Source organism: Stenotrophomonas sp. ZAC14D2_NAIMI4_7 (assembly GCF_003086675.1).
In the GTDB taxonomy this organism is placed as follows: Bacteria; Pseudomonadota; Gammaproteobacteria; order Xanthomonadales; family Xanthomonadaceae; genus Stenotrophomonas.
The window spans coordinates 1588745-1613357 of the sequence record NZ_CP025995.1 but is presented as its reverse complement, the minus strand read 5'-3'; the positions used below and the strand labels follow the sequence as shown (position 1 = coordinate 1613357).

Sequence of the window (24613 nt, the reverse complement as noted above, 5' to 3'; positions counted from 1 at the left end):
CTCAGTTGCCCAGCTTCTTCTGCCGCGAGCGCTCGCGTGCGGCACGTTCGTCTTCGCGCAGGCTGGGCCACGCGGCGTGCAGGTACTGCAGGCCCGACCACAGGGTCAGCACGGCGGCGATGGCCAGGGTCCAGTCGCCGATATGGAACACCGGCGGGCCCATCCAGATGTCATTGACCGGCACGTTCGGTGCCACCGAATACAGCAGGCACAGCAGCGCGACCATCTGTGCGGTGGTCTTGACCTTGCCGATCATGGCCACACGTACCTTGGCGCGCTGGCCCAGCTCGGCCATCCACTCCCGCAGCGCCGACACCGCGATTTCGCGGCCGACGATCACCGCCGCCCAGAACGCCATCCACGGCGTCGGGTGGCCCTGCACGATCAGGAACAGCGCCACGGCCACCATCAGCTTGTCTGCCACCGGATCGAGAAAGGCGCCGAACGCCGATTCCAGGCCATAGCGGCGCGCAATCCAGCCATCCAGCCAGTCGGTGATCGCGGCCAGGCCGAAGATCGCCGCGGACGCGAAATTGGTCCAGGTGTAGGGCAGGTAGAACACCAGCACCAGCACCGGGATCATCACGATCCGCAACAACGTCAGCCAGGTGGGCAGGGTCAACTTCATGCGGCTTGCTTCTCTCTCTACTCGGCCGGGTCAGGCGTGGCCAACCCGTGCAGGTTAGCGTAGATGCGCGCCGCGAGGGCGTCATTGATGCCTTCAACCTTGGCGATTTCCGCTTCACCGGCGGCTTTCAGCCCGACCAGCCCGCCGAAATGCTTGAGCAGGCTGGCGCGCCGACGCGGGCCGATACCGGGGATGTCTTCCAGCTTGCTGGTCATCCGGGCCTTCTGACGGCGGCCCCGATGTCCGGTGATGGCGAAGCGGTGCGCTTCGTCGCGCACCTGCTGGATGAACTGCAGTGCAGGATTGGCCGCGCCCGGGCGCAGCTCGCGGCCATCAGGCATCACCAGCGCTTCGTGGCCGGCACGGCGCTCCACACCCTTGGCCACGCCCACCAGCAGCACGCCCTCCACGCCCAGGTCGGCCAGCGCGGCCTGTGCCTGGGCCAGCTGGCCGGCGCCACCGTCGATCAGCAGCACGTCGGGCAGCACGCCCTGCTCTTCCACCGCGCGGCGGAAGCGGCGGTCGATGGCCTGGCGCATGGCCGCGTAATCATCGCCGGGTTCGATGCCGCTGATGTTGTAGCGGCGGTACTGCGCACGCACCGGGCCGGCGGCATCGAACACCACGCACGACGCCACGGTGGCTTCGCCCATGGTGTGGCTGATGTCGAAGCATTCCACCCGCTTGACCGGTTCGGCCAGGCCCAGCATTTCGCGCAGAGCTTCGCTGCGCGCGTGCTGCGCATTGCGGCTGTTGAGTTCGGTGGCCAGGGTCAGCTGGGCGTTGCGGCTGGCCAGCTCCAGATAGCCGGCGCGCTCGCCGCGCACGTTCCACTTCAACTGCACCTTGCGCTCGGCCGAGGCGGACAGCGCCGCCACCAGCAGATCGGCATCGGGAATCTCGCGGTCGAGCAGGATCTCGCGCGGCGGTTCGAACTCGATGTAGTACTGCGACACGAAGGCCGCCAGCACTTCTTCCGGGCTCTCTTCGCCGTTGGTGCGCGGGAAGAACGGGCGTGTGCCCAGGTTGCGGCCATCACGGAACGCCAGCAGCAGCACGCAGGCCTGCGAACCCTGCATGGCCACGGCCAGCACATCCAGGTCGGCGGCGCGGCCGTCCACGTACTGGCGGATCTGCATGCTGCGCAGCGAGGCGATCAGATCGCGCAGGCGCGCAGCCTGCTCGAACTCCAGCGCCTCGCTGGCCTGCTGCATCTGTTCCCCCAGCTCGCGGGTCAGCTCATCGCTCTTGCCTTCCAGGAACAGTGCCGCGCGACGCACCGATTCGGCATATTCATTGGCCGGCACCAGGTCCACGCACGGCGCGCTGCAGCGACCGATCTGGTACTGCAGGCAGGGCCGGGAGCGGTTGCGGAACACGCTGTCTTCGCAGCTTCGCAACTTGAACAGCTTGTGCATCAGGTTCAGCGTTTCGCGCACCGCGGTGACCCCCGGGTACGGACCGAAGTAGCGCCCGGGAATGGCGCGCGGTCCGCGATGCAGGGCGATGCGCGGCCAGTCTTCGCGGGTCAGCAGCACGTGCGGGTAGGTCTTGTCGTCGCGCAGGGACACGTTGTAGCGCGGCGACAGCGATTTGATCAGCTGGTTTTCCAGCAGCAGCGCTTCGGCTTCCGACCGCGTGACCGTGACGTCCATGCGCGCGATCTGCGACAGCATCGACATGATGCGCGCATTCTTCGGACTGCCGTTGAAGTAGCTGCCGACGCGATTGCGCAGCGCACGCGCCTTGCCCACGTACAGCAGGGTGTCGTCGGCGGCGTACATGCGGTAGACGCCGGGCGCAGTACTCAACTGGCCCGCGAAGGCCTTGCCGTCGAAGGCCGGGGCAGATGCGGAACTCATTCGCTGATGGGCACTTCGCTCAGCACGCCGCTGTCGGGATCGAAGCGCAGCACGGCGTGGCCGTCGGTTTCGGCAATCCATACTGCGCCAGCACCCACCGCCAGCCCGGCGGGACCCTGCAGGCGACGCGGCAGCGGCTGGGTCACCAGTTCGCCACCGCCCAGGCGCAGCGTGCGCAGGCGGCCGTTGCCGGTATCGGCAATCCACAGCAGCGGCGCATCGGGGCTGAGCGCGATCGCCTGCGGGAACTGCAGGCTGGCCTGCGCGCGCGGGCCATCGTCATCGCCGAAGCGCCAATTGCCCTGGCCGATCAGGGTCTGCACCAGGTCGCCGCGCAGCTGCAGCGCACGGATCGACGAGCCCAGCGCGTCGGCCACGTACAGCACCTGCTGCACCACCGCCACCGCCGTGGGCTGGGCAAATGCCGCCAGGTGGCCGCTGCCATCGCGCTCGTCGATGGCACCGCTGCCTGCGCGCCACTGCAGGCTGCGCAGGCCCAGGTGGAAGCTCCACAGGCGGTTGTCGCCAGCCATGGCGATGTGCAGCTGGTTGTCGGCGATGGCCAGCCCCACCGGGTGGTCCAGTGAGACCTGGCGGGCCTGCGCCACCGGCCCCTCCACCGGGGCGCCGGGGCGGCCGTTGCCACACACCGTGTCGACCTGGCCGGTCATCAGGTTGATGCGGCGCACGGCGTGGTTGCCGGTGTCGGCCACGTAGAGCGATTCGCGCTCCAGGGCCAGGCCCTGCGGGCGGTGGAAGGCCGCCTCGGCCAGGTTGCCGTCCATGAAATCGGCGGTGCCCAGGCCGAACTGGCGCAGCACGCGCCCACCATGGCTGCATTCGAGGATGCGGTGGTGGCCGCTGTCGGCGATGTACAGCCGCTCCTGGCTGACCGCCAGCCCCAGCGGGAAGCGCAGCGGGTGTCGGGGCTCGGGCTGCAGTTCGCTGCCGCCACGTGGTGGTGCGGCCGGCGCGCCTTCGCACAGCGCGTTCAGCGCCCGCTCCAGCTCGCCGGGTGCGCCCATGCCCACCAGTCGCTGCTGCTCGCGCCCCTGCGCGTCCAGCAGCACCAGGGTCGGCCACGCGGTCACGCCGAAGCGGCGCCAGCCGTCCCAGTCGGCGTCCAGCAGGGCCGGCATCACCAGCCCCTGCCGGCGCAGCAGCTTCAATGCGGCAGGCGCTTCACGCTCGAAATCGAAGCGCGGCACCTGCAGCACCAGCGGCTGCAGCTTGCCGGGATTGCGCGACAGCCATTGGCCGAACTCGGCCAGGCGCTGCGCACTCCACGCCGAGGCGGCGTTGACGAACAACAACGCGACCGGCCGGCCCCGCAGCTCCGTCAGGGTGCAGGGCGCGGCGTTGAGCCACGTGGCGAATTCCGGCAGGTCCGGGACGGGCTGGACGTTCATGGCTCGATTATGCCGGAGTCGGCGTCATGCAACAGTCGTGCCACGACAGATTTCGCCGCGTCATCCACCATCGCCCAGACCTGCTCGAAGTGATCCTGGCCGCCAGTGTAGGGGTCGGGAATGGCGCCACCGCGCAGCCCGGCCCACGGCAGGTACAGCGCAAGGCGGTCGCCAGCCTCTGTACCGGCCAGCCGAGTCGCGTCGCGCAGATTGGCCTCGTCCGCGCACAGCACCCAATCGAAGCGGCCGAAATCGACGGCCTGCAGCTGGCGTGCGCGCAGGGCGCTGATGTCCACGCCATGGCGTGCCGCGCAGGCGATCGCACGCCGATCCGGCGGCTCGCCAACATGCCAGTCGCCGGTGCCGGCCGAATCCACCTGCACCCGCCCCGCCAGGGGCGAGGCCTGCAGGCGCGCGCGCAGCGCCCCTTCGGCCATCGGCGAGCGGCAGATGTTGCCCAGGCAGACCAGCAGCAGCTTCATCGGCCGCCCATGGCCTGCAGGCGTGCCTCGGCGCGTTCCAGGTCTTCCGGCGTATCGATGCCCGGCGGGAACGCTTCGGGCGAGATTGCCACGCTGATCGCATGGCCGGCCTCCAGCACACGCAGCTGCTCCAGCGCTTCCACCTGCTCCAGCTGGCCCGGCGGCATTGCCGCGAACTGCTGCAGGAAGCCGGCGCGGTAGCCATAGATACCGATATGGCGCAGCCAGCGATGGCCTTCCGGCAGTACGTCGCGGTTGCGCGCGAAGCCGTCGCGATGCCAGGCGATGGGCGCGCGGCTGAAGTACAACGCTTCGTTGCGCACGTTGCGCACCAGCTTCACCACGTTCGGATCGAACAGGGTATGGGCGTCTTCCACGGCCGTGGCCAGGGTCGACATCGGCGCATTACCTTCGACCAGCGCCTGGGCCACGGCACGGATGCCCGCGGCCGGCGCAAACGGTTCGTCGCCCTGCAGGTTGACCACCACGGTGTCATCGGCCCAGCCGGCCATGCGCGCGCACTCGGCCAGGCGGTCGGTACCGGAGGCGTGGCTGCTGGCGGTCATGGCCACCTTCACCTCACCCAGCCCGGCAAGCGCGTCGGCAATGCGGGTGTCATCGGTGGCGACCCAGACCTCGCGCGCACCGGCCTGCAGCGCGCGGTGCGCCACGTGCAGCACCAGCGGTTCGCCGCCCAGCAGCCGCAGCGGCTTGCCGGGCAGCCGCGAAGCAGCGTAGCGGGCGGGAATGGCGACGACGAAATCATTCATGCAGGCAGTACTCGGCAGGCGCGATACAGCAGGAATGCGGCCGGCAACGCGCAGATGCAAGTGCCCGGCGGCCGCTCAGTTCGGGCGCAGCTTGTCCAGGCGGTCGGTCAGGGCCACCCAGAACGCGGCAGGCAGATCGGCGCGCAGCGGCACCGCGAAGTGCCAGTCGTTGCCGAAGGCACGGCACTTCACTGCGTCTTTTTCGGTCATCAGCACCGGCAACTGGCTGCCGAAGGACAGGTCCTGCGGTTGGTACACCTGGTGGTCGGCGAACGCGTGCGGCACTACGCCGATGCCGCGCGCGCGCAGCATGTCGAAGAAGCGCTGCGGGTGCGCGATGCCGGCCACGGCGTGCACGCGCTGCCCGGCGAACGAGGACAGTGGCCGGCTGCGCCCACCCGGCAGCGGCTGCGCGCTGTCGATCTGCAGGGCCATCGGCCACTGGCCGAACCCACAGGCCTGCGCGGCCGCGGCCGCATCGGCCTGGCCCAGGTTGACCACGCGGAAATCGCAGTGCTCGGCGCGGCTGACCGGCTCGCGCAACGGCCCGGCCGGGATCATCCGACCGTTGCCGTAGCGGCGCTGTGCGTCCACGACTTCGATCTCGATGTCGCGGGCCAAGCGGTAATGCTGCAGGCCGTCGTCACAGACGATCACGTTGCAGCCGGCGTCCACCAGCGCCTTGCCCGCGGCCACGCGGTCGCTGTCCACGCGCACGGCAACACCGGTCTTCCAGGCGATCAACACCGGTTCGTCACCGCCCAGTGCGGTGGACGTATCGGCGTCCACCCAGCGCGCCGTACCGGCGTCGTCGCGGCCATAGCCACGGCTGGCCACGCCAGGCTTCCAGCCAGCCTCGCGCAGGCGGTTGACCAGTTCGATCGTCAGCGGCGTCTTGCCGGTGCCGCCCGCGGTGATATTGCCGACCACGATCACCGGGACCGGCAGCGCATGGCGCTTGCGCCAGCCACGGCGGTACAGCTGCCGGCGCAGGCCGGCAATGCCGGCGTAGACCGGTGCCAGCAGGCGCATCGGCCACGGTACCGGGCTGCCGTCGTACCAGTACGCGGGGGTCTGGGTGCCCTTTGCAGCCATCAGTCCTGCCTGTCGCGGAACTGCATGCTGTGCAGGTGCTGGTACAACCCGCCCATGGCCAGCAGTTCCTGGTGGGTGCCGCGTTCGACGATACGACCATGATCCATCACCAGCACCTGGTCGGCGTGTTCGATGGTGGACAGGCGGTGCGCGATCACCAGCGTGGTGCGCTCGGGCATCAGGCGCTGCAGCGCATCCTGCACCAAACGTTCGGATTCGTTGTCCAGCGCCGCGGTCGCCTCGTCCAGGATCAGGATGGGGGCATCGCGCAGGATCGCGCGGGCGATGGCCAGGCGCTGGCGCTGGCCGCCGGACAGCAGCGCGCCGTTCTCGCCCACCGGCGTCTGCAGCTGCTGCGGCATGCGCGCGATGAACTCCCAGGCATTGGCCGCTTCGGCCGCGGCCCGGATCTGCTCGTCGGTCGCATCCATGCCATAGGCGATGTTGGCGGCGATGGTGTCATCGAACAGCATGACCTTCTGCCCGACCATGGCCACCTGCCGGCGCAGGTCGGACAGCGGGTACTCGTCCAGCGGTACCCCGTCGAGCGCGATGACGCCGCCGCTGGGCTCGTAGAACCGCGGCACCAGCCGGATCAGGCTGGTCTTGCCGCTGCCGGAACGGCCGACGATGGCCGTGACCGTCCCCGGCCTGGCCACGAAGCTGATGTCGTCCAGGGCGATGCCGCTGTCTTCGCGGTAGCGCAGCATCACGTGGTCGAACGACAGTTCGCCACGCACGCGCTGCACGCGGGTGGTGCCGGTATCACGCTCCACCGGCATGTCGATGATGCCGAACAGGCGCTCGGCGGCGGCCACGCCACGCGAGATCGACGTCTGCACGCTGGTCAACCGGCGCAGCGAGGGAATGATGGCCATCATCGAGGTCATCAGGCCCATGAACTGACCCGCGTTGAGCTTGCCGGCCAGGGCTTCGCGGGTGGACACCCAGACGATCACCGCCAGCGCCAGCGCCGCCAGGAACTGGACCACGCTGGAGGCGGCCGCACGGGTCACTTCCACCTTCATGTTCAGCGCCAGCATGCGGTTGGCCAGGCGCGAATAGCGGGTCATCTCGTGCTGCTGGGTGCCGTGCACCTTCACTTCCTGCTGCGCGGCCAACGACTGCTCCGCAGTCTGCGCCATGGTGCCCATGCCGTCCTGGATGCCACGGCTGATGCGCCGGTAGCGCTTGCCGACATAGGACACGATGGCACCGATCAGCGGCACCACCAGCAGCATCGCCAGGGTCACCTTCACGCTCATCTGCAGCATCACCACCAGCATGGCGATGATGGTGAGGGTATCGGCCACCACGGTCTTCAGCGCATCGGCACTGGCCTGGGTAACCTGCTCGGTATCGAAGTTCAGGCGGCTGACCATCACCGGCGTGGCTTCGTTGTCGAAGTGCGACGACGGCAGGTGCAGGTACTTGTGCAGTACCTGCTCACGCAGGTCGCGCACCACGCTGCGGCCGGTCTTGGCCAGCGTGTAATCGCTCACCCAGGTGGCCAGGCTGCGCATCAGGAACAGGCCGAGGATGGTCAGCGGCAGGATGACCGCCATGCGCGGCTCGGGGTTGACGAAGCCGCGGTTGACCAGCGGCTCCATCAGCTTGGTGAAGTGATAGCCGGCCAGGGCTTCGACCACCATGGCGATGACCGCGGCCACCATGAACACCCAGTAGGCCCGGGTATAGCCGAGCAGGCGTTTGTAGATCGGCCACACTGGCGCGTGTTTGGAACTCATGGACGCACCTCTGGCGCTGTTGCGATTGCGATACGGCGGAAGCCGAGCTGGCCCAGCGCATCCTGCGCGGTGACCACGGCCTGGTAGGGAGTGCGCGCGTCGGCGCGCAGCAGTACGGTCTGCTGGCGATCGCTGCCGGCAACGGCGGCGATGGTCTGCTTGACCGATTCAACGTCGCTGCGCAGCACTTCCTGGTCGTTGATGAAGTAACGCCCTTCGGCGTTGATCAGCACGCTCAGCGAACGCGGCGGTTCGGGGTTCTGCTGGTCGCTGGCCGTCGGCAGCTGCACCTGCAGGGTTGAGCGCGCATCGAAGGTGGTGGTGACCACGAAGAAGATGATCAGCACCAGGATGACGTCGATCAGCGGCACCAGGTCGATGTGCGGCTCATCCTGGGATCGGTCGTTGCCGATGCGCATCGATCAGGCCTTGGCCGTGGCAGGCGCTGCGGCGCGCGCGACCGGGGCCGGGTTCATCACCCCCGGGCGACCATCCAGCGTGTCCAGCAGAGCGCTGGCCTCCTGCTCCATCTCCACCACGTAGCCATGGATGCGGCCTTTGAAGTAGCGATGGAACATCAGCGCAGGAATGGCCACGATCATGCCGGTGGCGGTGCAGACCAGCGCCTTGCCGATACCGCCGGCGAGCTGGTTCACATCGCCCACGCCGTGGTCGAGGATGCCCAGGAACATCTGGATCATGCCGATGACGGTACCCAGCAGGCCCAGCAGCGGGCCGGCCGAGGCGATGGTGCCCAGCGCATTGAGGAAACGTTCCATGCGATGCACCAGGTGACGGCCGGTGTCTTCGATGCGCTCGCGGATCTGGTCGCGCGGGCGGTTGCGGGCTTCCAGCGCGGCCGCCAGCAGGGCGCCCAGTGGCGAGTTGGCGCGCAGGGTCTGCAGGTGGGCCGGGTCGAGCTTGCCGCGTGCGGCCCAGTTGCGCACTTCCTGGCCCAGGCCAGGCGGCAACACCTCGTTACGCCGCAGGGACCAGAAACGCTCCAGGACGATTGCCAAAGCCAGTACGCCCAACAGCAGCAGCGGCACCATCGGCCAGCCACCGGCCTTGACCAGTTCCCACACGTTTCAACCCTCCGGCCCATCGGCCGCTTGTTCGATCGACGATAGGATAGCAGCCGACCGTGCCCGCCCAGCGGCATCCCACCACCGGGCCGCGTGGACCCGCTGTTCGCGCACCTGCAGGCCTTGTGCGCCAAGCCATACGCGGATCGCGCCGGTGTCGGCGGTGACCAGCACTTCGGCGCCGGCTGCGCGCCAGCGCTGCACTACGTCACGTTTCGGGTGGCCAAAGCGGTTCTGGTGCCCGGCCGAGACCAGCGCCAGCCTGGGCTGCACCGCCGCCACCCAGGCCGGGCTGGAGCTGCCGCCACTGCCGTGGTGCGGCACCAGCACCACCTCGGCCCGCAGGCGGTCCGGGCGCGCCTGCAGCAACAGCTGTTCTGCCGTGCGCCCGATATCGCCCGGCAACAGGACGGCCCCATGGGCGCCGGCAATGCGCAGCACGCAGCTGGCTTCATTGCCGGCCCCGACCGCCGCGCGGCCGGGGTGCAGCACCTGGAAATCGACCCCGTCCCACTGCCAGCGCAGACCCTGCCGGCAGAGGGCGTGGGCGCCGGGCGGCGCCTGCCCTGGCGGGGCCAGCACCTGCAGCCCCGGCACCTGCCGGCGCAGTGCCGGCAGCCCGCCGGCGTGGTCCAGGTGATCGTGGCTGAGCAGGAGAAGTCGTGGCGGTGCCTGCCCCAGCGCGCGCACGGCCGGCATCAGCACCCGCTCCGTTGCGTCGGCGCCGCCCGGCGGCCCCGCGTCGTACCACAGCGCATGGGTGGCCGTTCTCACCAACACCGCAGCCCCCTGCCCCACATCGTGCACCAGCAGCTCGATCTCGCCGTGGCGCGGCACCGGCGCCGCTGGCCAGAGCAGGGGCAGGCACAACACTCCACCGGCCAGCAGGCCGCCACTGCCGCGCGGCAGCAGCCACCAGAACACCCCCGCCACCGCCGCCGGTAGTGCCCAGCGTGGCGCTTCGGCCAGCCACCACATGGCCTGTGGCTGCGCCGCAAGCGGCTGCAATGCCTGCCAGCTGAGTTCGAACAACCAGGCCGCCGCCCGCCACGGCCAGCGCCCCGCGCCGTCATGCACGGCGTGCAGCGCGGTACCGGCCAGCGCGACCGGCACCACCACCAGGCTCCACCAGGGAATGACCGGCAGATTCAGCAGGGGTCCCCAGCGCGCGGTTCCGCCGAACAGCGCGACCGCCAGCGGCAGCAGCGCGACGCTGGCCACGCCCTGCCCCGCCAGCGCGGCGCGCACGTGCTGCCACAGCCCATGCGGCCGCTGCTGTGGCAGGCACCACAACAGCCACAGTACGCCGCCAAAACTGAGCCAGAAGCCGGCCGACAGGATCGAAAACGGTGCCGGCAGCACCATCAGCAGCGCGGCCAGGGCCAGGCATTGCGGCACCGATACCGGCCGCCGCGCCACCCGGGCCAGCGCCACCACCGCGATCATCAGCGCCGTGCGCACCGTCGGCAGCTCGGCACCGGCCAGCAGCGTGTAGCCGCCCGCGGCCAGCGCCGCCGCGAGGGCGGCCGCCTGCGGGCGTGGCACGTGGATCGCCAGCGGCGCCCTCAGCCGCCACGACACCGCACATAGCAACGCACCGAAGCCGGCCACCAGCCCCACATGGAAGCCGGATATCGCGATGAGATGGGTCAGGCCCAAGGCACGCAGGTGCTCCCAATCGGTATCGGCCAATCCGCGGGTATCGCCCAGCGCCAGCGCCTGCACGAAGCGCGCCGAGGGGCGCCCGACCTGGGTGGCGATGGCATCGCTGCAGGATTCGCGCCATGCCAGCAGGCCATGGGCCGGCCGCAGCAGCCGTGGTTGCCGCTGCGGCTGCACGCTCGCGCTGCCCGCGAGCCCCTGCAGCAGTGCATGGCGCTCACCGTCGAAGCCGCCGGGATTGATGCGCGAACGCGGCGCCCGCACCCGCAACGCCAGCTGCCACTGCGCACCGGCACGCACGGCATGGCGCTGCTCCACGGCAGCGCCGCCGTTGCGCGCCTCGGCCCCTTTCAGCGCAGACCAACGCACCTGCAGCCGACGGCCCCGCAGCGCGGGCAGGCCATCGGCGTGCGCGACCTGCAACGTGAAGCGCGTGTGGTCGCTGGCATGGGTCGGCAGATCGACCACCCGACCGCGCACCTGCACGACCTGCGCCGCGGCACCTGGCGGCCACTGCTGCTGCAACGCTGCATGGCCGTGGCAGGTCGCCCAGCCGAAACCAAACACGGCGGCCGCCACCACCCGGCCGCGCCAGCGCAGCAGCCAGCCCGGCAACGCCACCACCACCAGCAGGGTGCCCAGCCACACCGGCAACAAGGCCGATGCAGTACTACAGGCCAGCACCCCCAGCACCAGCGCGGCGGCGCAGCCGGGACCAAGGCAGGCAGACAGGGGCACGGTCGCGGCCATGCCCCCAGCCTGCAGGCGTGCGGCCCGCAGCGGCCATCAGCCGACGCCGCGCTGCGCCGTCAGCGTTCGCTTCGGCGTGACGCCCCGCGGTGGAAGTTCACCCGGAACCGCGCGCCGCCGCCCGGCGCTTCCCCCACGCTCACGCTGCCGCCGTGGTGCTGCACGATTTCCTTCACCAGGTGCAGGCCCAGGCCACTGCCGCTGCCGGCCGCGCGCAGTCGGTGGAACGGCTCGAAGATCGCTTCGCGATCGCCCACCGGCACACCGGCGCCCTGGTCGCTGACGTCCAGCAGGCCCTGCGGGTCCACCCGCACGCAGATGGTGCCGCGACCGCCGCCGTGCACGATCGCGTTGTGCACCAGGTTGGCGATCACCCGGCCCAGCGCCAGCCCGTCGCCCTGGATCCACACCGGGGTGTCGGGCGCATCCACTTCGAAGCCATAGCCAGCCCCCACCACCAGCGGTGCCAGCTCGGCCGCCGCTTCACGTACCAGGTGCGCCAGGTCCAGCCGCTGCAGTGCGGTCGTGTTGCGATCCAGACGCTGCAGGTCCAGCAGATGTTCGGCAACATTGCCCAGGCGCGCCACATCGGTCAGCAGCTGGGATTTCAGCTCGCCCTGCGGTAACTGCGAAAGACGCGCCTGCACCACCGCGATCGGCACGCGCAGCTCGTGGGCGGCATCGGCCAGGAATTTGTCACGCGCGGCATAGCCCTGCTGCACCTTGTCGATGGCATCGTTGAAGGCTTCGACCAGGGGCGTGATTTCGGTGGACACCAGCTGCGCATCCAGGCGCGCGCCGGGCTGGCCCACATCCAGTTCCTTGGCCTGCTGCGCAGAACGGCGCACGCCGCGCATGGCGCGGTGGATCACCGTGGGCATCACCAGCAGGGTGACCACGATCAGCGGCAGGAAGAACCACAACCCGATCAGCCGCAGCACCATCAGCGCGCCGTCGACCAGGCCACCCTTGGGCGCGCCGCCGACCATCACCGTGATGCGCCGGCCTTCGTCGTAGCGGATCATCACCCGCGCCACATCCAGGTAGGGCGGCACCAGCGAACCCAGCTCGGTCGCGCCCAGCGTCGGCAGGCGCGCCAGCAACGGCGCATGCACGCTGGGCACCTTGCCACGTTCCAGCCACGCGCCCCGGTCATCGACCGCAGCGAACCACAGGTTGCCGCCGGCACGCGCATCCACCTTCTGCCAGCGTGCTTCGTCCAGCTGCAGGCGACCATCTACGCTGCGCAGCGCATCGGCCACGTCCTCGGCCATGAACATGTCCATGCCCCAGGTGTCCTTGTCACCCCAGGTGATGATCAGCGCGGCCACGGCGAACAGCACGGTGAAGGCCTGCGCCAGGAACAGCCGCCAGGCCAGGCCCAGGGTGATCGAACGGATCTGCCGGGCCATCTCAGACCTCCGCCAGCAGATAACCGACGCCGCGGATCACGTGGATTTCCACGCCCGCCCCGGCCTGCTGCAGCGCCTTGCGCAGCTTGGAGATATGCGCGTCCAGCGCATTGGACTGGATCTCGTCATCGAAGCCGTACACCGCCGCTTCCAGCGCGCTGCGGGTGACAGTGCGCCCCTGGCGCATGGCCAGCGCCTGCAGCACCAGCACCTGGCGCCGCGGCAGCGCCAGCAGCTGGCCGTCGACCTCGGCCTGCAGCGATTCGAAGTCGAATGCCAGCCGGCCCAGCACCAAGCGCGGGGTCACCATGGCCGTCGGCCGCCGCGATACCGCGCGGATGCGCGCCATCAGTTCTTCGATGGCGACCGGCTTGACCAGGTAATCGTCGGCACCCACGTCCAGCCCTTCCACCTTGTCCGACAGCGCGCCCTTGGCGGTCAGCATGATCACCGGCAGGTTGGGGCGCAGCGCGCGGGCGGTGGCGACGAAGGCCACGCCATCGCCATCGGGCAGCTGTCGGTCCAGCAGCAGCAGCTGGTGCACCGGTTCGCGCAGGGCAAGCGCCGCCTCGGCCAGGCTGCCGACGACGTCGGCGACCACGCCCTGCCGCTCCAGCCCGTTCTGCAGGGCACGGGACAGATCAGGATCGTCTTCGACCAGAAGGATGCGCATCGGAGGCTCGGTGGCGGAAATCGCTGCCGATGATAGTGCCTGCGGCGGCACCGCGACGTGCGCGTCTTGTCCACCGCCCGCGCAATGTTCCGACAATGTTGGTGGCGCAGCATGGGGGCTTGTTCCCTGCCAAGTCGTCCCTCGATGTCCCTGCGTTCCCCTGCCCTGCTGCGCCCCCTGCTGTGCACCGTCGCTCTCTCCACGCCGCTGCTGGCAACCGCCCAGGACCAGGAGGCCGCACCGGGCGTGCAGGCCGGCATCACCATCGGTGCGACCACCGGTGCGTACGCGCACTACGATGACAAGCCGCTGGTGGTGCCGGCGCTGGCATGGCAGGGCAAGCGCTTCTTCGCCAGCCCCGGCTCGCTGGGCATGCACCTGTACAAGGCCGATGGCCTGCGGGTATCGGCGGTGGTCACGCCTTACACGCTGCGCTTCAAGACCGATGATGTGAACGATGCGCAGCTGCGCCGCCTGCACAGCCGGCAGATGTCGGCCATGGCCGGTGTCAATGCCGAATACAAGGCGGATTGGGGCGTGGTCGCGGCCAGCGTGCAGCGCGAAGTCAGCGGCCACGGCGGCGGCATGGAATCGAGCCTGCACTACAGCTACCCGATCCAGGCCGGCCGTTTCACCTGGGTGCCGCGGGTGGGCGTGGTGCATTCCAGTGCGCGCCTGCTGGACTACTACTACGGCATTTCCAGCGAAGAAGCCCTGCGTTCGGGCCTGGCCGCCTACCGCCCTGGCAGCGCCACCTCGCCCAGCCTGCAGATCGCGGTCAGCACGCCGCTGGGCAGCAAATGGCGTGCCACCGGCGTGGTCGCCAACCAGTGGTTCGGCGATGCGGTGAAAGACAGCCCGATGGCGCGCGATGGCAGCCAGACCTCCGCGTTCATTTCATTGATGCGCGCCTTCTAGCGCCGCGCATTCATTGCCCAGAAGGACCTTGCATGGCCGCCGCCAGCCTCCTCCCCGACGCACACGCGATCCTGCGCGCCCCCGACCTGGACAGCGCCGAGCGCGTGTACCTGGGCCTGCTGCCGGATCTGGCCCACGTGGACGCACTCACCCGCCATGCGCTGGGTGCGTCGCGGGCAGCCGATGCCGCCGCACGCGGCTATGTGCTGTCGATGACGCTGGTGGGGCTGCGCCTGCAGGAACTGGAGATGGACGAGCCGTGTGCCAGCGCGCACCGCCAGGCCACGCTGCATAGCCTGCGGCAGGCGTTCGCTGCTGCCTGAGCGCGCGATGCGAGCGGTCCGGGCATCCCTGGCCCCGGATTCATCCTCGACTCATGCGCTTGGCACGCGGTTTTCCACGCTTCGTCGCATTCCGCTACCGGCCGCCGTGCGCCGGTGACAGGCTGGGCTCCCTTTCCGGAGCACCGTGCCATGCCGATGCTTGCCCTGCTTCTGCTGTATGCCGCCGTGCTCGGTGGCGACGAAACGCTGCCGGTGGCGCACGTGCAGGTGCGCCTTGGACAGGACAGCGTGCTGTGCTGGGAAAGCGACACCTCGCAGCGCACGCGCACGCTGGGCCTGTGGCGGCAGACCGGCGGCAGCTGGCAACTGCAGCATCGCCTGCGCGTCAGCAGCGGACGCATGCTGTCCTCATCGCAATGAGGGGCGCGGTTCATCCGCTGCAACGCCGATGATGCAAGCATGGGCGCCTGTCGAAAGGATGCGCCATGACCCTGTCTTCTTTCATCCGCACGAGCCTGGTGCTGGCGTGCGTACTGCTTGCGGGCTGCTGCCCGTTCGGTAGCGAGATTCGCTCCCGCCCCACGTTCGTCAATCCAGACGTGTCCCCGGCAACATCGCGCGCCCAGGTGGCCGCGTGTGATCGCCAGGGCGCACGCCTGCGCAGCGAACTGGAAGCCCGCTTCGTCGAAACCACGCGCGCGCAATGTGCGCTGCCGCAGCCCTTCGCCGACTACACGATCGTGAACGCCGCCGGCCAGGCCCTGCCGCCTGACGAAACCGCCGCGCGGCGTGCCAACCATGTGCAGCGCCTGTGCGCGGGCCCAGTGCGTACCGACAAGGAACTGGCGGTGCTGTGCCCGGACTGCCGCGCCCGGGCTGACGATCAGGTGGCGCAGTGCCGCACGGAAAAGGGCATCGTGCGCAGCTCCAAGCCGGTGCGGATGTGCAGCATGATCCGTTTCTAGCCGGACGGCAGAAACGAAAACGCCGGCCCAGGGCCGGCGTTCGGGATTTCCACCGCTGCACCGGCAGTGCCGGGAGCCAGGTGGTGGGCGGTACAGGGTTCGAACCTGTGACCCCTACCATGTCAAGGTAGTGCTCTACCGCTGAGCTAACCGCCCAATGAATCTGCATGTCTGGACTGAAAAACCCGGCTTGCCGGCCGGGTTTGTCTTCCTCACGACAGCCCCTTGCCAGGGACTTCGTGGTGGGCGGTACAGGGTTCGAACCTGTGACCCCTACCATGTCAAGGTAGTGCTCTACCGCTGAGCTAACCGCCCGTTTTTCCTGCATTTCCGCGATTGCGTCGGTGCAGGCCGCGTATATTACGGATGCCGGCGCGCCAGCGCAATAGTTTTGTGAAGGCAGCCGACGCTGGCCCGTTCAGCCAAGGCTGGCTTCCTTCAGCTGCCGGATCTGGTCACGCACACGCGCGGCATCCTCGAACTCCAGGTCCTTGGCGTGCTGGTACATCTGTTGTTCCAGCGCCTTCAGGCGTGAAGCCAGCTGGGCCGGGCTGAGCGAACGATAGTCCGCCGCCGGCTCGGCCACCCCGCCACGGGCCTTGCCCTTGCCCTTGCGCGCCTCCTTCTCGGCGGCATCCGAACGCGCACCTTCCAGCACGTCGGTGATCGGCCGGGCCACCGAACGCGGCACGATGCCATGCGCTTCGTTGTACTCGACCTGCTTGGCCCGGCGGCGGTCGGTCTCGTCGATCGCCGCCTGCATGGACCGGGTGATCTTGTCGGCGTACAGGATCGCCTTGCCGCGCACGTTGCGCGCGGCACGGCCGATGGTCTGGATCAGCGAGCCGGTCGAACGCAGGAAGCCTTCCTTGTCCGCGTCCAGGATCGCCACGAGTGACACCTCGGGCATGTCCAGGCCTTCGCGCAGCAGGTTGATGCCCACCAGCACGTCGAACTTGCCCAGGCGCAGGTCGCGGATGATCTCCACGCGCTCCACCGTATCCACGTCCGAATGCAGGTAGCGCACGCGGATGCCATGCTCGGTGAGGTATTCGGTCAGGTTCTCGGCCATGCGCTTGGTCAGCGTGGTGACCAGCACGCGGTCGCCCGCCTTGATGCGCGCATTGGCTTCGCTCATCAGATCGTCGACCTGGGTGCCGACCGGGCGGATTTCCACCACAGGATCGATCAGGCCGGTCGGGCGCACCACCAGTTCGGTGATTTCGTCGCCCGCCTCGCGGTACTCATAGGGGCCAGGGGTGGCCGAGACATAAATCGCGCGCGGGCAGCGTGCTTCCCATTCTTCGAAGCGCAGCGGCCGGTTGTCCAGCGCCGAAGGCAGGCGGAAACCGAACTCGACCAGGGTTTCCTTGCGCGACCGATCGCCTTTGAACATGGCGCCGATCTGCGGAATCGTCACGTGCGATTCGTCGATCACCAGCAGCGCATCCGGCGGCAGGTAATCGAACAGGGTCGGTGGCGGCTCGCCGGCATTCTTGCCCGTCAGGTGCCGCGAGTAGTTTTCGATGCCGTTGCAGAAGCCCACCTCGGCCATCATCTCGATGTCGAACTGGGTGCGCTGGGCCAGGCGCTGGGCCTCGACCAGCTTGTTCTGCGCGTACAGCTGCTCCAGCCGCTCCTTCAACTCGACCTTGATGGTTTCCACCGCCGCCAGCACGCGCTCGCGGGTGGTGGCGTAGTGGGTCTTCGGGTACACGGTGAAGCGCTGCAGGTTGCGCATCGTCTCGCCGGTGAGCGGATCGAACATCGTGATCTTCTCGACCTCGCCATCAAACAGCTCGATGCGCAGGGCCTCGCTGTCCGACTCTGCCGGAAACACGTCGACGACTTCGCCGCGCACGCGGAAGGTGCCGCGCTGCAGTTCGTATTCGTTGCGCGTGTACTGCAGCTGGGTCAGGTGATTGATCAGGTCGCGCTGGTCGATGCGCTCACCCTTGGACAGGATCAGTCGCAGCGACAGGTAGTCTTCCGGCGCGCCCAGGCCGTAGATGGCCGACACCGTGGCGACTACGATCGCGTCGGGGCGCGACAGCAGGGTCTTGGTCGCCGCAAGGCGCATCTGCTCGATGTGCTCGTTGATCGAGCTGTCCTTCTCGATGAAGGTGTCCGACGAGGGCACGTACGCTTCGGGCTGGTAGTAATCGTAGTAGCTGACGAAGTACTCCACCGCGTTGTGCGGGAAGAACGCCTTGAACTCACCATACAGCTGCGCCGCCAGCGTCTTGTTCGGCGCCATGATCAGCGTCGGCTTCTGCACGTTCTGGATGACGTTGGCGATGGTGTAGGTCTTGCCCGAACCGGTGACGCCCAGCAGGGTCTGCTTGGCGATGCCGGCCTGGAAATTGTCGGTCAGCTTCGCGATGGCATCGGGCTGGTCGCCAGCCGGCGAATAGGGCGAAACGAGTTGAAAGCTGTCGCTCATGGTGCTGCCAGATCCCGGGAATGTTGATTATAGCGGCCGGTTTGGTGACGGCCGGTTGAGGAAACGCCCTGCCCCGCGCCAGCCCCTGCGCTGATGGCGTACGTGGCGGCTCGACGTTCAGGCTGAGCCCATGAATCTTCGTCAAACCCGGCAGCATCCCCCTTGCCCGGCCACAGGCTTCCAGCTGATCGAACTGCTGCTGGTCGTCCTGCTGCTGGCCGTACTGCTCACCGTGGGCTGGGGGCCTTGGCAGCGCCTGGTCATCCGACTACGCACCGATACCCTGCGCGCCGAACTGACCGGCAGCCTGGCGATGGCGCGCAGCACGGCGGTGGCCCAGCGCAGACGCGTAACGGTGTGCGGTTCGGCCGACGGTGTGACCTGCAGCGAGCAATGGAGCCAGGGCTGGCTGGTGCGAACCGAGGATGCGACGTGGGCCTCAGCGCCCCCGGGCCAGGTCGTACACGTACATGTTCGGCCGGCCGGTCGCCTGCGGATACAGTCCAGCCAGCATCGCCCGTATGTGCAGTTCCTGCCGGACGGACGCAATGCGGGCACCAATCAGTCGTTGGTGCTGTGCGTGAATGGGCGTGAGCACAGCCGCGTGGTCATCAACGTAACCGGCCGCGTACGCAGCGAACGCACGCGCGGTGTGGTCGACTGCTGAGGCAATCGCTGGGCCTGCAACGAAAAAAGCCGCGATTTCTCGCGGCTTCTTCGAATCTGGCGCCCGAAGTTGGACTCGAACCAACGACCCCCTGATTAACAGTCAAGTGCTCTAACCGGCTGAGCTATTCGGGCGGGGAGGCGCATTCTAGACGGTCAACGCAGGCGATGCAACACCCTGCCCAACAGACGCCGGATTACCAGCATCCGGCAACCTTGCTGGCGTCAGGCGTCTTGCGCCCGGCCTGATCCAGGGTCAGGGTGCCGCACTTGTCCTTGTCCTGCCCGGTGCCAGGCACCGCCTGCAGGGTGAAGGCGGAGCCGGTGGCAGCTCCCTTGAGCGAGATGGTGTATCGCGAGGTGCCGTCGCGTGGCGACTTGTCAAAGGGCAGCGTCATGCCGGCGTAGGTGTTCTGCACGGTATGGAAGCGCTCCAGCTGCTGGGCGATCTCCACCAGGTCGGCCTTGGCCTGCGCACGGCGCGAACGCAGCACGTATTCGCTGTAGGACGGCACCGCAATGGCGGCGAGAATCGCCACCACCGCCACCGTGATCATCAGCTCGATCAGGGTGAAGCCACGCGCCGCGCGCGGGAGGAAGTTGTTCTTCATAACGATGCTCTCTGGCAACCTCATCAGCGGATCTGGCGCCACGACTGGCGACCACAGGGGCGTGGCATGTACATGGCGTCTGCACCCGGGGCACGCAGCACGAAAGTACACGCTTCAGCGTCCAGCAGCTGCTGCACCGTGCAGGTCGCCTTGGTCGGGTCGCACGGCGTCAGCTTGGGCACGAAGATGCTGGTGTCTTTCACCGGTGGGCCCTGGGCGGGTGCACCGCCCTTGTTCAGGGCCACCGCACCGCAATTGCCCGTGCACACCGAGGTACCGTTGATGCTGGTGCTCAACCCGCTCATGGCACCACCGCCGGTCAGCAGGTTCAGGCCATACAGCCAGTTGACACCGCCACCACTGCCGCAGATCGCGGTACCTGGCACATACGTGGTAAAGAACACGGTGCCGTTCTGGATGTTGGGATTACCGACGAAACGCTCGCCGTCAATCGTATTGCCTACCAACAGATCGACATACCAGCCACGGACATCGCCGTACACGAACTCGGTGCGGGTAACCGCGCGCCCGGAGTATCCGGCATTCGCCGAAGTCGTGGACACCGTCTGTCCCTGGAGCACACTGCGCCCACTGACAGCCGTCTTCAGGTTGTCCCAGATACCGTACAGGCTCTGCACCGGCGAGGCGCTGCTGACCGAATTGTCGTCGGCTGCGAAGTACTGGCCGGTACCGAAGTACAGGTTGACGCCACCGGCCGGTCCACTGGTCACCTCGATGCCACTCATGATCGGCTGCGGCTTGCTGTCACGCACGGCGGTGAACAGCGGTACGCCATCCAGGGCAACCTTCCAGTTGTTGATGTTGGGATCGGACAGATCGAACTTCCACAGGTTGCCCTGCATGTCGCCGCCGTACACGGTATCGGTGACGCCATCGCTGTTCTTCAGCGCCACCGGAGCCAGGTTGATCAGGCCATTGCGCACGGCATACGCGGCACCGCTGGGAGCAATGCGGCGCAGCACCTTGCCGCTGGTGATATCCACCACGTACAGCACGGGTTTGCTGCTGGTGGAGTTCACGCCATTACCGAACAGTGCCACGAAGCGCGGCTGGCCGCCGGCCGTGGTACCGGTGACCGGCACGACCACGGGCTTGCCCAGCACGAAGCCCAGGTCGGACTCGGTCTTGCCCGAAACCTCCCACAGAACGTTGCTGGCGCCGAAGCTGGTCGGGCTGCCGACATCCAGGCCGAACACCGAGCCGTTGCTGGCCTTGCCGCCACTGGGAGCGACCGACGAGCCACCGCCGCCGGTGGTTCCCACCAGCACGGTGCGCCACTTCGAACCGTCATACACGTCCGAGGAGGTCAGCGGGCCATCCACGTAGTAGCGGTGCCCGTACTTGGGGTTGGCCAGCTCGGCAATATGCTGCAACGCCGTTGACGGAATGAACGCCAGTTCCTCGTTGCCGGCAGACGCGGTATCGGATGCGTTGAAGCCATGCAGCATGCCGTCATTGGCGCCCACGTAGACCATGGTCGGCGGGCCCCCCGTGGCCAGCTTGGCAGCCAGGAAGGACGCGTATGAAGCACCCAGGGTCTTCTTCCATGTCGTGGCACTGCTGCCCCATGACGTGTAGCCATAATCGTCGCGATTGGATACGACTTCGGTGGTGGAATTGACGATATCACCCAGCGGCGACGTACGCGCACGGAATCCGCTGATGGCTGAACCGCGCAGATAGCTGACCAGATTGGCGGGCGTCTTCCCGGTATACCAGTCGGGCCGGGTGACAAGCCCCAGCGTGGCTGCCTTTGCGTTGTCGTCCGCACCCGGAACATTGGTGGAGGTGAACTCGGCAACAGCGGCTGCCGTCACCGTATCCTTCGCCGAATCGGTCGACGTCGGCGCGGTGGCCATGAAGATACGCCGCGTAGAGCCACTGATCTTGCTCGACGCCTTCCACAGCTCGACATCGTCGGTGCCGGTGCTGCTGACCCGGGTTGCAATGACATCGCCGGTCCAGTCGTTGCTGCCGGAGGGCACGCGGAAATGCGAGGCCACGGTGAACGAGTTGGTACTGATGCGGGCGCCCGAACCATCGCCACCCACCGGTGCATCACCCTGCGCGGCGCTGTCGAAGATCTCTTCCAGGGCCTGCTTCAACTTGGTCGGGTTACGAGCAAGGAAGTAGTTGTCCGGCACGCCCTTCTTCTTGCTGTCCCACGCCTTGCCACCGGCCGGCACGCCATACTTGGCCGCGTACCAGAGGGGGCTTTCAAGTTGACCGGCCGCATTGGTCGACGCCTTGTACTTGATGACGACCGGCTTCTGCCAGTTGCTGGGGAAGTTGTTGGTGTTGGTCAGGACCGAATTGTTGGAGTCACCCGGACGCAGGGCCAAGCGCTGCACGGTATTCGAGGCATTGGAACCGGTGATCGTGTAGCCGGTCAGCATCGCGTTGCCAGCGTAGGCCGACAGGTTCTCGATGCGGATAAGGACCTCGTCCTCACCCGGGGTGCTGATAAGGGCGCCATTGCTGTTGCAGATCGCGGCGTTGTTGGCGGCACTGACGCTCTTGCTGGTGTCCGCACGCCAGCAGATGTTGTTGAAGCCGGTGCTTTCCGTGCAGGTGGACCCCACGCAGTAGCTCATCATGGCGACAACGTCGTTGTCGTGGTCATTGCCCCACAGGGAGTCTTCCCAGACCAGCGAGAAGCTGCCGGCCTTCGCATCCGAGCGGTAGGCGCGGCCATAGACCAGATTGCCGCCGGCGCTGTTGGCAGTCTTGATGCCGATGCCCACCGAACCCAGGAAGCAGCTGCGCCAGCCACTACTGGCCGCGGTAGCGGTGCCGGTGTTGTTGGCCTGGCACAGCGGCGCCAGGCCGATCTTGCTGTTGCCCACCGCAATTTCGAACTGCGGCAGGGTTTCCGCCATGGCGACGGTGTAGGTGGTTGCCGTTACTTTGTAGCTGGAGGGCTTGCCCTGCACACCCGGACGAAGGTCTGTCGCGGCCGCACCCTTGGCCATGCCGGCCATCAGGTAGCTGCCTTCCATGCTCGGGATGTCCGGGCAGATGCCGCGCGCGGTGCTCAGGTTGTTCAGCGTGCGGCCCTGGCAGATATCCTCGTGGGTGTTGTTGGCATCGGCAGCCGTGGCCGTATCACGCCCCACCATCCACGACTTGCCGGAGATACCATCGGCAGTGCCGATGGCATTGGTCTGTGCTGCAGCATCAATCTGCTGCGGCAGCGTACCGATGTTGTCACCATCGAACGATGGCAGACCCGAGGAGAGCACCAGGATGTTGCAGGTCGCGCAGTAGGAGTTGCCACCATTGGCTGGCAGACGGTAGGGATCGGACCATTTGACGGCTTTCGGCAAACCGCTCAGGTCGTTTGAATCGCCATACAGGCCAGACGCATTGCCGCCGACATAGCGAAGCGCCTCGGCATACATCTCGGCCAGGGGGTTGCCCCAGGCGCTGCACTTCTGGGAGCCGCTGCCGGGATTGTCCAGGATGCGGTTCTTGTCGTTGCCAGCGCGATTGAGGATGCCGTAGTTATTGCAGTCGTTCCAGTTGCTGCTCCAGTTCCACTGGTCAATGCGGAAGTTGGAAATCGTGTTGATGACACCTTCGGCGCCGCTGGTCAGAGCGTTGCAGAACAACCCGTTGGACAGGTTGATTTCATCGCCCGCTGCACAGAAGGTGGTGCCGTTGCCGGCGATCTTGCCAATGTTACGGCGCAGGACACCGCCATCGCGCGGGTTGGAATAGGTGCCACTGATCAGGCCGAAGCGCAGGCGACCGCTTTCACCGTAGGTCTGCAGCACGCCGGCGGGCTTGTAGCGATCGGTCGTACCATCGTTGTACTTGCGGCAGTAGCCTTCACGAAGATTGGCATTGGTGGAACCGCAGACCTCGGCGCGGACGACGTAGTCGGACACGGTCTTCGGGGTATCGGCACCACCATCGCCCGAACGGTTGACACCGCACTGGTAGGACGCCGTCGATGCCCACTCCGACCAGTTGCCCGAGGCAACACGCATCAACGGGCGGCCGCCCGAGCTGACCGTGGAGTTGCAGAACGACTGCGTGCCGGTGAGCGGGGTGAAGCTGCCGATATCGCTGCCGCTGTAAACCTTTACCCACGCGTGCAGATCGCTGGGGATCTGGGCACGCTCGATGACTGTCTTGTCCAGGGTATCGGTGGAGCGTTGACCGCCGTAGAGCACGCTGCGCATCACGTCCAGACGGCTCATGGTCACCCAGTTCAGGAAGTTTCCCGACCACGCGCTGCTGCAGCTGTGCTTGTTGGCACCACCGGCAACAGCAGATGCCTTGAACACATTGTTGTCTGAATTGCCCGCCGTCGCCGAATAGCAGAGGTTGGAATCGAAATAGCCGCCGTACTCGAACGTGTCCAGATAGGTGGTATCGAGGATGCCATCCTCGTTCAGATCGCTGTAATCGCTGTAGGCCTTGTTGAACAGCTGCTCGTCGCGCGACATCACCATCATCATCAGCGGCGGCTGGCTCTGCTTGGTGTAAAGCGGTTCCTGCGCGATGTCGTAGTCACCGAGCGCGGCATGCAGTGGAATGATCAGCGCGGCCAGGCCGGCGAGCACGGCCAGCCCGGCACCGGCACGCAGCCAGGTGGATGGGCGAAGGCGAAGGAAGCGTTGGTCGTTGTTCATGGGATGAAGACCGTATCGATGACAGCGCTGGCAGTTGCGTCGGTGGCCTGGTCACTGGCCAGGGCCGTGACCTGGTAGATGTTTCCGGTTTCCTCATTGGCCTTTCCACCGATGCGGCGGCTGGAGGCGGCGAAGCACTTGTCCAGGCGGCGGGTGTACTGGTCGCCGGTCTTTGTGACGGCGTTGGCCCAGGTCAGCGGATCGTAGGTGGGGCTGCACTCTTCCTGGTTCGCCCGGTAGACGTTGGTGCTGCCTTCCAGGGCGGTCTCGATGGCGGCCTCGGTCGCGCGCGCGCTCGACTCTGCGTTCTGGAACGCCAGGTTGGTACGGTAGTAGTTGGCGGCCATGCGCTCCTGCATGCTGGTCACCTGCATGCCTGCGATGCCGATGAGCGCGAGCAGGATCAGCATGATCAGCGCGACATAGAGCACGGCACCGCGCTGCTGCTGCGGGAACGCCGCCTGGGATCGTGACGTACGCATCATGGCC

At 67.4% G+C, this 24613-nt stretch carries 21 protein-coding genes and 3 tRNA genes; 5 read left to right on the top strand and 19 right to left on the bottom strand.

From position 1 onward, the window contains the following. Position 1 precedes the first annotated feature (1 nt). From pgsA to C1922_RS07420, 12 genes are all read right to left on the bottom strand, one after another. Positions 2-628 carry a CDP-diacylglycerol--glycerol-3-phosphate 3-phosphatidyltransferase gene (gene pgsA / locus C1922_RS07475; protein WP_108749189.1) on the bottom strand — a complete coding sequence of 209 codons (627 nt, stop codon included), beginning with the start codon at positions 626-628 and terminating at the stop codon, positions 2-4. Positions 629-645: 17 nt separating this feature from the next. Further along, positions 646-2490: an excinuclease ABC subunit UvrC gene (gene uvrC / locus C1922_RS07470; RefSeq protein ID WP_108749188.1), complete on the bottom strand. Its 1845-nt coding sequence runs from the start codon at positions 2488-2490 to the stop codon at positions 646-648. Further along, on the bottom strand, positions 2487-3899 hold the full coding sequence (locus C1922_RS07465) for a hypothetical protein (RefSeq protein WP_108749187.1): 1413 nt from the start codon (positions 3897-3899) through the stop codon (positions 2487-2489). Before C1922_RS07465 ends, uvrC begins: the two co-directional genes overlap by 4 nt. Continuing rightward, positions 3896-4381 carry a low molecular weight protein-tyrosine-phosphatase gene (locus C1922_RS07460; RefSeq protein WP_108749186.1) on the bottom strand — a complete coding sequence of 162 codons (486 nt, stop codon included), beginning with the start codon at positions 4379-4381 and terminating at the stop codon, positions 3896-3898. The genes C1922_RS07465 and C1922_RS07460 overlap by 4 nt, the downstream gene beginning before the upstream one ends. Beyond that, positions 4378-5151, bottom strand: a complete 774-nt coding sequence (gene kdsB / locus C1922_RS07455; protein ID WP_108751516.1) for a 3-deoxy-manno-octulosonate cytidylyltransferase — start codon at positions 5149-5151, stop codon at positions 4378-4380. The genes C1922_RS07460 and kdsB overlap by 4 nt, the downstream gene beginning before the upstream one ends. 75 nt (positions 5152-5226) lie before the next feature. Next, positions 5227-6246, bottom strand: a complete 1020-nt coding sequence (lpxK, locus tag C1922_RS07450; protein WP_108749185.1) for a tetraacyldisaccharide 4'-kinase — start codon at positions 6244-6246, stop codon at positions 5227-5229. After that, complete coding sequence (msbA, locus tag C1922_RS07445) at positions 6246-7994, bottom strand: lipid A export permease/ATP-binding protein MsbA (protein ID WP_108749184.1); 1749 nt, start codon at positions 7992-7994, stop codon at positions 6246-6248. The genes lpxK and msbA overlap by 1 nt, the downstream gene beginning before the upstream one ends. Continuing rightward, the gene (locus C1922_RS07440; protein ID WP_108749183.1) at positions 7991-8413 is read right to left on the bottom strand and encodes a biopolymer transporter ExbD; all 423 of its coding nucleotides are present in this window, start codon (positions 8411-8413) and stop codon (positions 7991-7993) included. The genes msbA and C1922_RS07440 overlap by 4 nt, the downstream gene beginning before the upstream one ends. 3 nt (positions 8414-8416) lie before the next feature. Next, complete coding sequence (locus C1922_RS07435; RefSeq protein WP_108749182.1) at positions 8417-9079, bottom strand: MotA/TolQ/ExbB proton channel family protein; 663 nt, start codon at positions 9077-9079, stop codon at positions 8417-8419. A 3-nt stretch (positions 9080-9082) separates the two neighbouring features. Next, positions 9083-11491, bottom strand: a complete 2409-nt coding sequence (locus tag C1922_RS07430) for a DNA internalization-related competence protein ComEC/Rec2 (protein ID WP_108749181.1) — start codon at positions 11489-11491, stop codon at positions 9083-9085. A 59-nt stretch (positions 11492-11550) separates the two neighbouring features. Then, positions 11551-12903 carry a HAMP domain-containing sensor histidine kinase gene (locus C1922_RS07425; RefSeq protein WP_108749180.1) on the bottom strand — a complete coding sequence of 451 codons (1353 nt, stop codon included), beginning with the start codon at positions 12901-12903 and terminating at the stop codon, positions 11551-11553. A gap of 1 nt (position 12904) precedes the next feature. Continuing rightward, complete coding sequence (locus C1922_RS07420) at positions 12905-13576, bottom strand: response regulator transcription factor (RefSeq protein WP_108749179.1); 672 nt, start codon at positions 13574-13576, stop codon at positions 12905-12907. Positions 13577-13720: 144 nt separating this feature from the next. On the opposite strand from C1922_RS07420, the gene C1922_RS07415 reads away from it, so the two are divergent. The 4 genes from C1922_RS07415 (at position 13721) to C1922_RS07400 (ending at position 15743) form a co-directional block, all read left to right on the top strand. Then, positions 13721-14494 carry a MipA/OmpV family protein gene (locus tag C1922_RS07415; RefSeq protein ID WP_108749178.1) on the top strand — a complete coding sequence of 258 codons (774 nt, stop codon included), beginning with the start codon at positions 13721-13723 and terminating at the stop codon, positions 14492-14494. Positions 14495-14526: 32 nt separating this feature from the next. Continuing rightward, positions 14527-14817, top strand: coding sequence for a hypothetical protein (locus tag C1922_RS07410; protein WP_108749177.1), 291 nt, complete (start codon positions 14527-14529; stop codon positions 14815-14817). A 150-nt stretch (positions 14818-14967) separates the two neighbouring features. Continuing rightward, positions 14968-15198, top strand: coding sequence for a hypothetical protein (locus C1922_RS07405; RefSeq protein ID WP_108749176.1), 231 nt, complete (start codon positions 14968-14970; stop codon positions 15196-15198). Positions 15199-15263: 65 nt separating this feature from the next. Then, positions 15264-15743 (top strand): hypothetical protein, encoded by a 480-nt coding sequence (locus tag C1922_RS07400; protein ID WP_108749175.1) that lies wholly within the window; start codon positions 15264-15266, stop codon positions 15741-15743. A gap of 81 nt (positions 15744-15824) precedes the next feature. Here the strand turns inward: C1922_RS07400 and C1922_RS07395 are convergent. The 3 genes from C1922_RS07395 to uvrB all read right to left on the bottom strand — a co-directional run bounded on the left by C1922_RS07395 (position 15825) and on the right by uvrB (position 18186). Next, positions 15825-15899: transfer RNA gene (locus C1922_RS07395), tRNA-Val, on the bottom strand. A gap of 84 nt (positions 15900-15983) precedes the next feature. Then, positions 15984-16058 (bottom strand) — tRNA-Val (locus C1922_RS07390). 103 nt (positions 16059-16161) lie between these two features. After that, positions 16162-18186 carry an excinuclease ABC subunit UvrB gene (uvrB, locus tag C1922_RS07385; RefSeq protein WP_108749174.1) on the bottom strand — a complete coding sequence of 675 codons (2025 nt, stop codon included), beginning with the start codon at positions 18184-18186 and terminating at the stop codon, positions 16162-16164. Positions 18187-18316: 130 nt separating this feature from the next. Here uvrB and C1922_RS07380 point away from each other — a divergent pair, with 130 nt between their 5' ends. Further along, a complete protein-coding gene (locus C1922_RS07380) occupies positions 18317-18853 on the top strand; it encodes a GspH/FimT family pseudopilin (protein ID WP_108749173.1) in 537 nt (178 codons plus the stop codon). 57 nt (positions 18854-18910) lie between these two features. Here the strand turns inward: C1922_RS07380 and C1922_RS07375 are convergent. From C1922_RS07375 to C1922_RS07360, 4 genes are all read right to left on the bottom strand, one after another. Next, positions 18911-18987, bottom strand: a tRNA-Asn gene (locus C1922_RS07375). A 62-nt stretch (positions 18988-19049) separates the two neighbouring features. After that, the gene (locus C1922_RS07370; RefSeq protein WP_108749172.1) at positions 19050-19463 is read right to left on the bottom strand and encodes a type IV pilin protein; all 414 of its coding nucleotides are present in this window, start codon (positions 19461-19463) and stop codon (positions 19050-19052) included. A 23-nt stretch (positions 19464-19486) separates the two neighbouring features. Further along, on the bottom strand, positions 19487-24124 hold the full coding sequence (locus tag C1922_RS07365; RefSeq protein ID WP_108749171.1) for a PilC/PilY family type IV pilus protein: 4638 nt from the start codon (positions 24122-24124) through the stop codon (positions 19487-19489). Beyond that, the gene (locus tag C1922_RS07360; protein ID WP_234413477.1) at positions 24121-24555 is read right to left on the bottom strand and encodes a PilX N-terminal domain-containing pilus assembly protein; all 435 of its coding nucleotides are present in this window, start codon (positions 24553-24555) and stop codon (positions 24121-24123) included. The genes C1922_RS07365 and C1922_RS07360 overlap by 4 nt, the downstream gene beginning before the upstream one ends. Positions 24556-24613: the final 58 nt, after the last annotated feature.

Excerpts from the sequence above, each read along its gene's own strand:
- pgsA (WP_108749189.1), bottom strand. The coding sequence starts at position 628 with ATGAAGTTGACCCTGCCCACCTGGCTGACGTTGTTGCGGATCGTGATG.
- uvrC (WP_108749188.1), bottom strand. The coding sequence starts at position 2,490 with ATGAGTTCCGCATCTGCCCCGGCCTTCGACGGCAAGGCCTTCGCGGGC.
- C1922_RS07465 (WP_108749187.1), bottom strand. The coding sequence starts at position 3,899 with ATGAACGTCCAGCCCGTCCCGGACCTGCCGGAATTCGCCACGTGGCTC.
- C1922_RS07460 (WP_108749186.1), bottom strand. The coding sequence starts at position 4,381 with ATGAAGCTGCTGCTGGTCTGCCTGGGCAACATCTGCCGCTCGCCGATG.
- kdsB (WP_108751516.1), bottom strand. The coding sequence starts at position 5,151 with ATGAATGATTTCGTCGTCGCCATTCCCGCCCGCTACGCTGCTTCGCGG.
- lpxK (WP_108749185.1), bottom strand. The coding sequence starts at position 6,246 with ATGGCTGCAAAGGGCACCCAGACCCCCGCGTACTGGTACGACGGCAGC.
- msbA (WP_108749184.1), bottom strand. The coding sequence starts at position 7,994 with ATGAGTTCCAAACACGCGCCAGTGTGGCCGATCTACAAACGCCTGCTC.
- C1922_RS07440 (WP_108749183.1), bottom strand. The coding sequence starts at position 8,413 with ATGCGCATCGGCAACGACCGATCCCAGGATGAGCCGCACATCGACCTG.
- C1922_RS07430 (WP_108749181.1), bottom strand. The coding sequence starts at position 11,491 with ATGGCCGCGACCGTGCCCCTGTCTGCCTGCCTTGGTCCCGGCTGCGCC.
- C1922_RS07425 (WP_108749180.1), bottom strand. The coding sequence starts at position 12,903 with ATGGCCCGGCAGATCCGTTCGATCACCCTGGGCCTGGCCTGGCGGCTG.
- C1922_RS07420 (WP_108749179.1), bottom strand. The coding sequence starts at position 13,576 with ATGCGCATCCTTCTGGTCGAAGACGATCCTGATCTGTCCCGTGCCCTG.
- C1922_RS07415 (WP_108749178.1), top strand. The coding sequence starts at position 13,721 with ATGTCCCTGCGTTCCCCTGCCCTGCTGCGCCCCCTGCTGTGCACCGTC.
- C1922_RS07410 (WP_108749177.1), top strand. The coding sequence starts at position 14,527 with ATGGCCGCCGCCAGCCTCCTCCCCGACGCACACGCGATCCTGCGCGCC.
- C1922_RS07405 (WP_108749176.1), top strand. The coding sequence starts at position 14,968 with ATGCCGATGCTTGCCCTGCTTCTGCTGTATGCCGCCGTGCTCGGTGGC.
- C1922_RS07400 (WP_108749175.1), top strand. The coding sequence starts at position 15,264 with ATGACCCTGTCTTCTTTCATCCGCACGAGCCTGGTGCTGGCGTGCGTA.
- uvrB (WP_108749174.1), bottom strand. The coding sequence starts at position 18,186 with ATGAGCGACAGCTTTCAACTCGTTTCGCCCTATTCGCCGGCTGGCGAC.
- C1922_RS07380 (WP_108749173.1), top strand. The coding sequence starts at position 18,317 with ATGAATCTTCGTCAAACCCGGCAGCATCCCCCTTGCCCGGCCACAGGC.
- C1922_RS07370 (WP_108749172.1), bottom strand. The coding sequence starts at position 19,463 with ATGAAGAACAACTTCCTCCCGCGCGCGGCGCGTGGCTTCACCCTGATC.
- C1922_RS07365 (WP_108749171.1), bottom strand. The coding sequence starts at position 24,124 with ATGAACAACGACCAACGCTTCCTTCGCCTTCGCCCATCCACCTGGCTG.